General features: G+C 51.3%; 9 protein-coding genes. 2 read left to right on the plus strand and 7 right to left on the minus strand.

All coding sequences use genetic code 11. The annotated features are described in order from the left end of the window. Positions 1 to 38: 38 nt before the first annotated feature. The 3 genes from JQN59_RS12915 to JQN59_RS12925 form a co-directional block, all read right to left on the minus strand. Positions 39 to 1,700: a hypothetical protein gene (locus JQN59_RS12915; protein ID WP_149607176.1), complete on the minus strand. Its 1,662-nt coding sequence runs from the start codon at positions 1,698 to 1,700 to the stop codon at positions 39 to 41. Positions 1,701 to 1,772: 72 nt separating this feature from the next. Further along, positions 1,773 to 2,435 carry a ZirU family protein gene (locus JQN59_RS12920; RefSeq protein WP_219987902.1) on the minus strand — a complete coding sequence of 221 codons (663 nt, stop codon included), beginning with the start codon at positions 2,433 to 2,435 and terminating at the stop codon, positions 1,773 to 1,775. Positions 2,436 to 2,485: 50 nt separating this feature from the next. Next, positions 2,486 to 6,349, minus strand: a complete 3,864-nt coding sequence (locus JQN59_RS12925; RefSeq protein ID WP_149607175.1) for an inverse autotransporter beta domain-containing protein — start codon at positions 6,347 to 6,349, stop codon at positions 2,486 to 2,488. Positions 6,350 to 6,902: 553 nt separating this feature from the next. Here JQN59_RS12925 and JQN59_RS12930 point away from each other — a divergent pair. Together JQN59_RS12930 and JQN59_RS12935 are read left to right on the plus strand one after the other, a co-directional pair. Beyond that, positions 6,903 to 7,838, plus strand: a complete 936-nt coding sequence (locus JQN59_RS12930; RefSeq protein ID WP_149607174.1) for a LysR family transcriptional regulator — start codon at positions 6,903 to 6,905, stop codon at positions 7,836 to 7,838. An 80-nt stretch (positions 7,839 to 7,918) separates the two neighbouring features. Further along, a complete protein-coding gene (locus JQN59_RS12935) occupies positions 7,919 to 8,641 on the plus strand; it encodes a substrate-binding domain-containing protein (protein ID WP_149607173.1) in 723 nt (240 codons plus the stop codon). Here JQN59_RS12935 and JQN59_RS12940 read toward each other — a convergent pair. The 4 genes from JQN59_RS12940 to puuE all read right to left on the minus strand — a co-directional run bounded on the left by JQN59_RS12940 (position 8,628) and on the right by puuE (position 12,863). Next, positions 8,628 to 9,380 carry an ABC transporter ATP-binding protein gene (locus JQN59_RS12940; RefSeq protein ID WP_071446922.1) on the minus strand — a complete coding sequence of 251 codons (753 nt, stop codon included), beginning with the start codon at positions 9,378 to 9,380 and terminating at the stop codon, positions 8,628 to 8,630. The two genes, JQN59_RS12935 and JQN59_RS12940, sit on opposite strands and share 14 nt — an antisense overlap. Beyond that, entirely contained in the window at positions 9,377 to 10,381 is a 1,005-nt protein-coding gene (locus tag JQN59_RS12945) for a FecCD family ABC transporter permease (protein WP_149607172.1), read from the minus strand. Before JQN59_RS12945 ends, JQN59_RS12940 begins: the two co-directional genes overlap by 4 nt. Beyond that, positions 10,368 to 11,423, minus strand: coding sequence for an ABC transporter substrate-binding protein (locus tag JQN59_RS12950; RefSeq protein ID WP_149607171.1), 1,056 nt, complete (start codon positions 11,421 to 11,423; stop codon positions 10,368 to 10,370). The genes JQN59_RS12945 and JQN59_RS12950 overlap by 14 nt, the downstream gene beginning before the upstream one ends. A gap of 177 nt (positions 11,424 to 11,600) precedes the next feature. Then, positions 11,601 to 12,863 (minus strand): 4-aminobutyrate transaminase, encoded by a 1,263-nt coding sequence (gene puuE, locus JQN59_RS12955; protein WP_048214296.1) that lies wholly within the window; start codon positions 12,861 to 12,863, stop codon positions 11,601 to 11,603. Positions 12,864 to 12,881 lie beyond the last annotated feature (18 nt).

The raw sequence follows: 12,881 nt of genomic DNA on the forward strand, positions 1-12,881 counted from the left end.
ATCACCGAACAGGCAGACATTCAGTCAGGTTAAACAGCTCAATCAAGCGCCGTAATGCACACCACCCGATTGCTCTTTTTGGTGTAGGTGATCAGGCCGTTGCTCATATTTATCGTATTTTTACTTCCTAACTCGTCAACCCAGTAAGGTGCATTCACCCAACCGCCGCCAAAGTTGTACAACGCGCCCCACTCACTCCACCAGCGCCCCGTTGATGCCGAACGTTCTCCATTAAGCGTTGACTCTTCCGCTGTGGGTCTGCGGTATTCCTCTCCCTGTTTACCACACCAGTCATTATTGAATCCTGCTGGTGATGAACTGGTGATCAGCCATTTATTGACTGAAAACGTGTAAACATAGGATGCACTACCATCTTTCGCCCGGATAAGAATGGTTGCTGTTCTATCTACAGCGTCTGGTTTGCTGGCAAATTTAACAACGCCCTTTTCATTCACACTTAGCCATGACTTGTCATCACGCCAGTCATAATTTCGATTGTTTGCTGCATTGCCATTCATGCGTAACTGAAAACTGGCTCCCACAAAACCTGTGCGCGGAAAACCGCTGTTGGTATCAAACGTGACGCCGTTGACGTGGATAGTCGTCGTGGCCGGGACTGTAATATCTTCGCCCACGACGACCTGTTCACTAACCGTAGTGACCTGCGTTCCAACAACCGTGTCATAGCTCGCCGGAGTAGCTTCAACCACCAGATAGTGATTAACATCCTCTTGTACCGGGACATAGCTTTTTTCCACCGCGCCCACAATGGGCGTTTTACCCGATGTGCCCGCTGCGTTATCTGCCCTAAACCACTGAAAACGCGATCGATCAGGAATCGTAGGATTGCCGGAATACTGATAAGACAGCGTTACTGTTTGCCCTTCGCGCGGCGCGGGTATCGCTAAGTGACTGATCGCCGGAAGACCCTGAGCCGGCCCCGTCTTTGCACAAAATACCGTTTGCCGACTGCCATTTGATACTACGCTGGCATGCCCGTCGGTAAACACATCCCCGACCGAATGGTTTTCCTCACCCACCGCACGAGTCGTCCAGACTGCATTTCTGGCAGGAATGCCATAGGTATGCTGCAGATCGCCCATGGAATCCTCACCCACCCGATTGGCCCGAGTGAAGGTCACAAACATCGCCTGCAGGTCATCCACATCGGGTAAACGCATTCCATTGTTAGCGCAGTAATTGTACGCATCCCCCCAGCGCATCATGTTGGTGGTCTGCTGAAAGGCTAAAAACAGCGCAGCACGAGGAGGAAGGACCGGCGCTGCGGTCTCCGGGCTAATAAACGGCGCATCGGGACGGTCTGGGTCGGAAGGTTCCCTTTCTACGGGCAGCACTTCAACGGTCAGATAGTGCTTATTCTGCGCTTTGCCTGGAGAGAAACGCTGCCGGTCTGCCTCTGCAATCTCTTGCCCATCAGCCAGCCAGCGAAACAGACTTTCTTGTTTGCTTTCCTGTAATCCATCGGGATCATGAAACACATAGGCAATTTCCAGCTCATCTCCCTGTGCTGGATTAAACCCTGGCGCAGAAGTATTGATGATCTGCAATTGACCCGCAACGGGCGGACGCCCTTTTACGGTCGAAGTTTGCGCAGTGATCGCCAGCGCTTCAGTGGCGAAAAATACGCACAGGACTCCCGCAGCGCTATGCAGGAATAATGCGGCATGATTCAGCTTCATTGTTATAACAATCCGAGCGTTGGACGATTACACGCAGCAGCGTTTGACTGCTTCGCTGCCGCATATGAGGTATTAATGCACCTCAACCTGAATTTTACGTTTTTGGTCTGCCCCGACAGGCGTATATGTATTCCCGTTTGCTCCAGCGATATTCTGATACACGCCGGAACCAACAGCCGTTTCAATCTTCCACTGATACGTTGTGGCATTGCCGTTGGTACCATCAGCCAGTTGCACCACCGCATTCAGCGCAGTATCGACCTGCGGATAGCCATTGATCGCACCTTCAATCTGTACGGCGACAGGCGTGTTCGCCGAAGCTGTCGATAGCTCATTGGACGCAACTGCAATACCGCTATCCGGGTCAGTAATCGCCGGATCGGTATGTGGGGTAATCAGTACGGTGATTTTCTTGCCAAGATCGCCTGCCGTGACGGTATAGGTCTCACTCGTCGCACCGGTAATGTCTGCACCGTCCGCCTGCCACTGATACGTTTTTTGGCCCTCGGCGTCACCATCAGGATCGCTGAATGTCCCCTGTGCACTAATAGAAATCACGTCACCAATGTCGAAAACGCCGTTGCTGTTGGTATCTGCAGAAACAATCGTGCTCGGAGTGATCACCGGCGCACGACCTTTGACACTGTCGGTCGGGTCAGACAATACGGCCAGTGCGGGATATGACAGCAATAATAAAGCGCTGCTGGCGGTTAATGCGAAATTTTTGCTTTTCATAAAAGTACTCAACAATAGGATGGATTAAGGCGTCAGCCGGGAAAAAGGAATCATCGTGTTTCTTGTGTTTCAACGCGCAACGCGCGCTTTTGCCATTCGCGAGACACGACGTATTCACGATCTGTCGCCTGCGCAATAGCGGTAAACTGATTGCTGCCCACAGCGGTTTCCACCTGCCACTGAAAGCGTGAGGGTTGCTCTTCGCAGGCGCCCTCACCGCACATCACCACTGCGGATAATCGATCGCCCACCTGAGGATGACCGGTCAGTATTTGACCACCTCTCAGCACGTTTACCGATGAGGCGAATGGCGAAAAAGCGATCGCTACGTGTTGGCCCTGACCATTGACTGTAGCCAGTACTTCGCTACGCCCGGCCGTGGTGTTCGTAAAACGCGCGATCACGGTGCCTTTTTCGTCGGTCACGCCCTCGGCGGAGGCTATTGCGCCATGGCTCGCGTTAAATTTGACGCTTTGTCCAGCGAGCGGATTTCCAAACGCGTCCCGAACGGTTGCGCTGACTACATTCTCTGCGACGCCGTTGGCCAGTGCGTTATCCGCAATGACCCGTAGCTCTCCCGGGAAAATAGAAGCGCTACTCGCATCAGCCAGGAAAGTGAGTTCAACCTGCTGCACATGACCGTTAAACATGGCGGAAACCACAGATTTACCGGCAATGCGGCTGCTGACTGTCGCAATGGCTTCGCCCTGGTTATCGGTCATCACAGATGTCGGAACCGAGGCGCCATTAGTTGCGACAAATCGTACCGCCTGAGCAGTGGCAGGCTCTCCGTCAGCAGTGCTGATTTTGACCTTCACGCGATTGGCAGCAGTACCATTGGCCAACGCATTGTTCGTGATCGCTGTCGTTTCGCCATGTCCTGCCGCCCCTGTTTGTGGTGTTAGCGTGATACCTACAGCCGAAACGGGAAACGGATTGTCGTTCACGCTGACAGTAATTTGCGCCACACCCGCATTTACGCCCGACAAAGAGGCCTTATAGGTACCGTTGTTGTTATCGCTCACCGGGCTTAACGTTGTTCCTTCAAGGGTGCTTTTGAACGTCACCTTTTGCCCGGGAACCGGATTGCCTTGCTGGTCCAGCAGAACAAAATAAATAACCGATTCCGCGTTGCCATTCGCTTCAATGCGTTCTGGTACGGCACCTGTCCGGGATCGCTCAGGATCCAGACTGCCGCTATCCACGGTAAAATTGGTTTCCACCTTCTCCGTGTTGCCATTTATCTCCGCCACCACTGTGGCCTGGCCGGCCACTTTGCTGGTTAATGCAATGGTTGCCTCACCGTGAGCATCAGTGGTAGCCGACTGGGGAATTTCCGCATCGTTGTCGGCGTAAAGTCGAACGATTTCGCCAACCGCCGGGGTGCCATCCGCATTCAGCACCGTCACCTTGATGATATTCTCGTCTTCACCATCAGCCACGGCGTGATCGTCAACCACCATCAGCGTCTCGACGCTGGCCGCATTGTCATCCGGAATCAACTTCACCACCCTCGGCTCAATCGTCGTTACAACACCGTTTACGTGTGTGACTATTTCAGCCTTCCCGGTAGTGGTACCAGTGAGTGTTGCAACATAAGTACCGTCTTCACGGTTCGTGACATCACTGATGCTGGTTCCGGCGAGAGTCGTAGAAAATCTGACGTTCTTTTCTTTGAGTGGATTCCCGCTGCTGTCGGTTAACCGTAGCATCAGCAAAGACTCCGCGTTTCCATTGGCGGAGATTTGTTGCGGCGTCGCGCTTAAGGTGGATTGTGCCGGATCAACCGGGTTGCCTGTGGCCGTCAGTGTGACAGGACGACGCTGCGTTTTGGTCGGTACGTTCCCCTGAACGACCTGTACCAGACCTTTTCCGGCATTTATGCCACTCATCCTGGCATGATAGACGCCCGGTGAGATTTCCCGCACCTTGCCTGTCGTTGTGTTGTCGACACCAATAACCTGAAACGCAATATCCTCGAGTCCCGAAGCCGGTTCTCCCTGGCTGCTGTAGGCTTTAAAGGTGATATCAGCCACGTCGTAACCATCGGCTCTGATCACCGCAGGGCTGACCAGCAACGATGAACGTGTTCCGTCTGCTGCCACTGGGCTAAACAGCACGTCCGCGCTCTGGATAAGAACGGACACCCGAGCCGTGGCCTTCGCGGGGCCCGCCACGCTCGATACGACATGGTAAATCGCCTGGCCTGCGGCATTACTGACGATATCCTCTGCAGTTTTACTGCCATCAGCGAAGGTCATTCCCATGTTGATGGTTTTTCCACTCACCGGTTTTCCCGCATCATCCACCAGAGTTGCGGTAATCGTGACCGGCGTCTTACCATCGGCAGGCGCGCCGTTCCCCGCCACCCTGAGTTCATCATCAAAGGCCAGATTCACCGGTAATACATCGATTAACAATGTCTGAGTATTACTGGTATGCCCCTCGCTATCCTGTGCCTGGGCGACTAAACGATATTGATTTGCCACACCGTCCGTGGATTGTGTGTGTTGGTACGGCGGTAGCGTCAGGGAAAACAGATTGACGCTCAGTGCCCGAAATTCACCGCCAGCCGCCAGAAACGCGGCGTTATCCCACGTTATTTGCGACAGTGGATATTTGCCTGAAACAGTGGCTGAAACGGTATGTACCGTATATTCAGCGTCGTGGATAGCCTCTTCGGAAAGAGCCAACTGAAGCAGATCCTGCTCGCGATATTCCAGGATGATGACATTATTACGCTCTACCAGACTGTAACGACTGCCCTTGAGCTCGCGCAGTGATGCCACTTCATCAGGAGATATCTGGAATTTCAGGGACTCACCCAGTCGCCATGCGAGGTCCATCTGCACACGGGTGTTGCCCTCATCGCCCTTTTCCAGACTCTGCTCGATACCCAGCGTCATCAGTGGAAATGGCGTCCAGGTGACTCCAGTGGTGAAAGCCCAGGCATTTGTTTCTCGTTCATCCTCACTCGTCAGCCCGACCTCATCACCAAAATAGTGTTCGTAGATAAACTTGCCGCCAAAATGTGGATATTGTGGCAACCAGCCCTGCAGACGCACATCGAAACCGTTCGCCGGGCGCTCATCGTAATCTTTAACATCATCAGAGGATTGCCAGTCAGACAACCTCAAATAACCATTCCCCGAAAGCTGAAAATAATCCCGCCACAGCTCAGTTCCCACCCCTAAGCGGCGATTGTTTCCGGTTAGATCAGCATCATAAAAGGTGTTAAATCCCAGCATCCAATCACCGCTGAAATGACGAACACCTACGCCGGCGTTTACTGTATTTCGTTGGTCCTGATTTCGATAACCCAACTGCGTAAACAGGATGTTGTTCGTTGTTTCATGTAAAGGTACAAGCCAGTCAATACTGCTTTCATCAAGCGAAAATTCTTCATCAACGCTCAACTGCGTTTTCACCGTACCGAGTTTCCCCAGCCAATCATTGACTGTGTCATTCGCTTGACGGTTAATTTCAGCGCGCACTAACCCATTGGCCGCCTCTGCCACATCGCCATTTTCCAGTACTTTCGCCAGACCTGTTGCGCCACCCGCCAGGCGTTTAGCGCCCGCTTCACGATCCTGTCTTTCGTCCAGCGAGTGTGCAGCCTCCTTTGTCTTCCACTCACTGGATGATGACGACGGAATATCTATTTCATCTCCCGGACTTAATTGCGCAAAAGGCTTATTGAACGTTCTGAACTGGTTGAAATAATGCAGTTGAGTTGTCGTAAGCCCGAGGCGTTCTGCAATTGATGTCGTAGTTTCTCCGCTCTGCAATACATAAACAACGGAAGGCCGGGCAAGTAATTCGTTTTGCCACGGCGATGATTGTGGTGCGGTTGTTATTGCCGCCAGCACGGGTGTCGTTATGATCAGGCAAAGCCAGACAATTCTTTCAATCATAGTGTTAGAGGTTTTTGCTGGAAACTCAGGATTGAACTTGCCGTGGAGGTGAATAAAACGTTACCAGGCTATTAATAGTCTTTTAAGAATTAATTCTTAAATCATAAAATAAAGGGACAGCCATAAATTTGCGCGGTACTTTAGTCGGATTATTCTCATTCGTCCCGTACTAGATGCGCATAACATTATGCGTATTAGATATAATGTATGAGTGAGCTCGCCAGAACCGCAGTGAATCGTCTCTACACAGGTTGTTTATTTAACTTGTATGTATAATAATTATCAGGATAACAACATCGAACACTGAAGCTTGTTACATATTTATGGCTTTTTTGTTTTCTTACACAAACCATGTTATCTTACGCATCGGCATCACATGCTTAAAGAATATTGCAACGAACCCCACCCGCAGTTTAAATGGTATGTCCTTGCTATTTATTGTATTTATTTTTATATTAGATGAGCAGTCATACCTGCCATTTAAAAAGACGTCAGCGAAAACCCTGCGCGGTTGTATGCGGATAAAACTCATAAGGTATGACTGAGGCGATAAGTGGTACAAAAAATCGGTTTTAATGATAATGAGCTTCGAATACTTTATGAACTATCGTGTACCCGAAGCCTGAGCCAGGCCGCTGATAATCTGAAAATCGCACAGCCTAACATCAGCAGAACATTACAACAGCTTGAAGAACGTTTTGGTTTTTCCTTGTTTGATCGCTCATGCCGCCCCATCAGACTGACCCGCTTTGGAGAAGAACTTCTCCCTTATATCAAAAAACACATGAAGTCTTGTGATGATATTCAGACGTTTATGATGGCCTATAAACAAGCTTCTGATGGGTTTGTCAGGATCCACGCACCAACGGGTCAACTACTTTTTATCACCAAATATGTGATTCCAGGGTTGAAAGAAAAGCACCCTGAAATTAAATTAATGCTAACTACCAGTAACCTTAGTAACTCCGAATTCACGCTTGGGGTTCCTTTCAGTGATAACTGCGACATTCTTTTTACACATTCATTACCCGACAATGATGAACTGGTTGCCAGAAATATTGCGTCAATACCTGCAAATATTTATGGCACACGTGAAATGATTGCCCGTAATCCCATTCGTACTATTGCCGACTACACTCAAAGTCCATGTATTCTCTTTTTCTCTCATATGGAAAATAACCATAACATCTGGTATATCGATGATAAAACAAATGGTGAGAGAGTAAAAACCATCATCAATGGTGACTTTGCCTGTGATAACTCTTATGCAGCCATTGAGCTTGCGAAATCGGGTCTCGGTTATTTATTTATGCCTGATTTAATCATTAAAGAAACGAATCTTAACGTTCTGATACCTACTCTACCCGAAAATTACACTGCCAAATTGGAACTCTTTGTTATTTATAACAAAAAAACGGAGCAGCCTTTTCGGGTTCAATTAATTATCAATTCAATTGTCAACATACTCAAAGAACTACTTCACAAGTAATATCATTATTTCATTTCGCTACGCTCGCATATATAATAGCAAAATGTTTATGGCTTATCATATAAGGGATCAACGAGACAATGCCATCTCCAATCACATTATTCGCCGCAGGCAGTTTGCGGTTGGCATTTACGCCACTGATAAGCCAGTTCACGCGCATGAGTGGAATAGACGTTAAGGTTGAATATGGTCCGGCCGGTTTATTGCGTGAACGTATTGAAGCGGGAGAACCGTGTGCGCTCTTTGCCTCGGCCAACCGGGAACATCCGCAAAACCTGTTAGCACGTAATATTGCCTTCTCTACGCACACTTTTTGCTGGAACAAACTGAGCCTTGTCAGCAACCGAACCGGTGTCTGGCTGGATTTACTCCGCGACCCAACGCTGCGACCAGGTACATCAACGCCCGGCTGCGACCCTTCCGGAGACTATACCTGGGCATTTTTCGACAATATGGATGTACTGGAACCAGGACTCGGGCAACAGCTTCGGACGCGCGCAATCCCGCTGGTGGGTGGTCGAGATACGGTAAAAATCCCGCAAGGTGAACTGGCGAGCGCCTGGATCCTGCGCCAGGGGCTGGCCGATCTGTTTATCGGTTACGCGCATTACGTACACGCGCTGCGCGCGATGCCCGACGTACATTACGTGGCTATTCCCGATGAGCACAATATTCGCTGCGAATACCAACTGGCGGTGCTTGATGCATCCAATGAAGTCATGGCACTGGTTGAATTCATACTCTCCCGCGGCGGGCAGGAATTTCTTAGCGCCGCAGGATTCTTAACGCTTAACGACGAATAGAAAACAACGGTGCGATAAACGGCGTCTGGTAGTTCTCCACGCTGAGTTTTCTCAGCGTTAAGCCATAGGCCAGGAATAAATTCTCCTCCGTCACAATGCTGTTCGTGGGCCCTGCCCGCCATTTTCCTTCAGGGAGTAGCAGCAAAGTATGGGAAGCAACCTGTAACGCATGGAGCGGATCGTGGGTCGAAAAGAGAATACTGCATCCCTGTTGATGGGCCAGATCGCTGATGAGCTGCAGCACCACCTGCTGATTGGCGAGATCCAGCGCGGAACACGGTTCATCCAGTAACAGCGTTTGACACTCCGTCACCAGAGCCCGGGCAATCATCACCAACTGTTGCTGCCCGCCAGAAAGTGAGCCAAATGAGCTGGAGGCGAGATGCGCGATATTCAACTGCTCTAACGCCTGCATTGCTCTTTTTTGATCCTGCGGACTGGGTTGCGCAAACAGCTTCACGTGCTGTGCTCGCCCCATCAACACCACGTCGCTGACCGTGTACGGAAACGGCAGATGGCTATGCTGTGCCACAATCCCTATCCCACCGTTATTTTCAATATTCCCGCCTAAAGCAGGCAGCGTGCCGGTTAACGTATCGAGCAGTGTACTTTTACCCAGGCCGTTGCGTCCCAGCACGGCCCAGATCTCACCTTTCTGGCAACAGAACGTTAGCGGCTCAAATAGCGGCGTACGATACCCATAAGTAAGCTGATTTACACGCAGTGCGGCAGGTATCATGATTTCTCCCGACGGCTGGTACGAATGAGTAAGAAAGCAAACAACGGCGCGCCGAACAATGCGGTAATAATCCCCAACGGTATCTCCGCGTGCATCAGGGTGCGAGCAATATCGTCCACCACAATCATATATCCGCCCCCCAACCAGAAGGCGCACGGTAGTAAACGACGATGATCAACCCCCACCAGCAAACGCGCCAGATGCGGAATCACTAATCCAACCCAGGCAATACTGCCGCTGACCGCCACCTGAGCAGCGACCAAAAATGCGCAGCACACCAAAACGCTGCGTCGCAGAGGAACCACCGCTACACCCAGTGCTCTGGCATCTTTGTCATTGAGCGACAACAGGTTTATCCGCCAGCGTAGCTGGTACAAAACCGTCGCGGCGATACCGACCGGGACCGCCAACAGCAGCACTTTATGCCAGTTGGCCGTCGCGAAGCTGCCCAGTAGCCAGAACACAATATTAGGTAACGTCTCTTCGGTATCAGCCTGATACTGGATCAGGCTCACCAGCGCGGCAAAAAAACCGCTCAAAATGATACCCGACAGGATCAATACCAGCGTATTCTCCAGCCCCTGTAACGCAGCAATGGCATACACCAGTATCAACGCTGTCAGACCAAAGAAAAACGTTGATCCCATCATCAGCCAGGGCGAAAGACCGAGCAGGATGGCCAGTGTTCCACCAAAAGCCGCCCCCGACGTCACGCCGATAATATGCGGGTCGACCAGAGGGTTATGAAATACCCCTTGCAGCGTCGCGCCGCATAACCCAAGCGCGCCCCCCGCCAGCAGTGCCATCAGAATACGCGGTAGCCTGACCGTCCAGATAACCTGGCTGCCTATTCCCTCAGCGTCGCTATAGTGCGTCAGGTGGTAAAACACTTCGCTTAACGACAGCGGATACTGTCCGAGGCATAGCGAACTGACGCCCAGCAACAGGACCACAACGATTAAGAGCGGTTGCTGGGGCAAAATACGGTTACTTAGCTGCATCAGGCTGCCAGTTCACACGATAAAAACGTTGATAGTAGTCCTGGGCCTGCGCATCAACGTCTACGTTTTTATAGGCATCCGGATACAGTTTTTTGGCCATCCAAAGTTCACCGATCGCCAACGCTTCCGGCATCGGATAGCCCCAGGCTTTGGCATATTCAGGCATCAACCAGACGCGATGATTTTTCACCGCATCAATCCCCTGCCAGTTCGGATCGTTTTGGATCTCAGTTACCACCTGCGGATAGCGATCCTGGACAAAAATCACCTGCGGGTTCCACGCTAATACCTGCTCCAGCGCAACCTGACGGGCACCTTTCACACTGGCAGCCGCCACATTTAATCCCCCCGCGTGCTGCATCATCAGTCCCGTGTACTTCCCGGAGCCGTAAGTCATCAGATCGGGGTTAGCCATATAAATACGGACTTTTTGTGCATCCGGGATTTTTGCAACCGGCGCATTGAATTTTGCCCGCGCGGCAAAAACGTAGTCGATTAACGTTTCGGCCTGCGGTTTGCGCCCAACCACTTCCGCAATCAGGCGAATACCCTGCTTCAACCCTTCGTTGTAGACCTGCTCTTCATCGGCCATGGTCGGGTTCATTTTATTCTGTTGCCCGGTGGCATCCTTGCGTAATGAGATAGCCACGACCGGAATACCGGCGTTCTGAATCTGCTGGATCATCTCCGCGGGCGCATAGTTGGCGACAAAAACCACCTGCGGATGAATCGCCAACAAGCTTTCGATGTTCACGCTGGTGAGATCGCCTGGCGTCGGCAATGTAGTAATCGTCGGCATAAAGCGCGCAAATTCAGGCCCGAGCTGCTTTTTCCAGCTCGACATCACACCAACAATGTCCTGCTGGGCATTGAGCTGGACCAGAATATTCAACGTCTGGTGTTGCAGCACGACCACTTTGTCCACGTGGTCAGGAATCGTGACCTGTCGACCAAGCTGATCGGTGATCGTTCGGTCGGCCTGAGCAGAAAACGCAAACAACATGCTGGCGCAAACCAGCACAAAAGAGCGGAAAGTTAACATGGGATACCATCTGAATAGAGGAGTAAAAACGATATGCATTAAATTATATAACGAGAGGCCTGGCAACCCATTCGCGATAATTACCGCGCTACACACGAGGAAGATCAATTTATGCCAACAATAATAAAGCCGACGGTGATGACGACCGTCGGCTTTGGGTAAATGACAACTAACGAATTACTTGGTTGCTGCTTTGATAATATCTAGCGCTTTGGCGAACTGATCCTGCGGAATTGTCAGCGGGTAAAGGAAACGAATAACGTTGCCATACTGACCGCAGGTCAGCAGCAGTAATCCTTGCTCAAGGGCTTTCTTCTGCACGCGTTGTGCGGCGGCAGCGTTGGGTTCTCCTGTCGCTGCATCACTGAATTCAGCAGCAATCATAGAGCCTAAACCTCGCACTTCGGCCAGTTCAGGACACCCTGCTTGCGCGTCTGTCAGAGCGGCGCGCAACTGTTCGCCGAGAGCCGCCGCACGCTGGCATAACTGCTCATCACGAATGATATCCAGCACCGCATGGGCCGCCGCGATCGACAGCGGGTTTCCGGCGTAGGTTCCACCCAGACCACCTGGCGCAGGCGCATCCATAATTTCGGCTTTGCCCACGACGCCTGACAACGGCATGCCGCCCGCAAGGCTTTTCGCCATGGTCATCAGGTCCGCTTTATCGGCGTAATGATCCATCGCAAACAGCTGACCCGTACGGGCAAACCCGCTTTGTACTTCATCAGCGATCATCACGATGCCATGCTCGTCGCAAATACGGCGGATGGCAGCCACAAATTCTGGCGGTGCCACCACGAAGCCTCCTTCGCCCTGGACGGGTTCGAAAATAATCGCCGCAACCTGGGTTGGATCGATATCGGCTTTAAAAAGACGCTCAATCGCTTTTAGGGAATCCGCCGTGGAAATACCCTGCAATTCAGAAGGATACGGCGCATGGTAAACAGAACCAGGGAACGGGCCGAAACCTTTTTTATAGGGTGCCACCTTGCCGGTTAACGCCATCGTCATGTAAGTACGCCCGTGAAAACCACCGCCAAATGCGATAACGCCAGGACGGCCGGTATGCGCGCGCGCAATTTTCACCGCGTTTTCTACCGCTTCAGCCCCGGTAGTGAAGAATGTGGTTTTACGCTTGCCGTCGATTGGCGCAACGGCGTTGATTTTCTCAGCCAAAGACACATAGCTTTCGTACGGGACAATCTGATAAGCCGTATGGGTAAAAGCCTGAAGTTGCGCTTCGACTGCCTGCACCAGGCGAGGATGGCGGTGTCCGGTGTTCAGCACGGCAATCCCGGCGGCAAAATCGATGTACTGATTGCCTTCGATATCGGTAATTGTGCTGTTTTCTGCCGACTGAGCATAAAAATCACACATCACACCCACGCCACGCGGGGTGGCATCCAGACGACGTTGTTGCAGGTTTTTATTGTTCATTCTCTACACCTTGTCCAT

Source organism: Citrobacter sp. B72 (assembly GCF_016894305.1).
Taxonomy (GTDB): domain Bacteria; phylum Pseudomonadota; class Gammaproteobacteria; order Enterobacterales; family Enterobacteriaceae; genus Citrobacter; species Citrobacter portucalensis.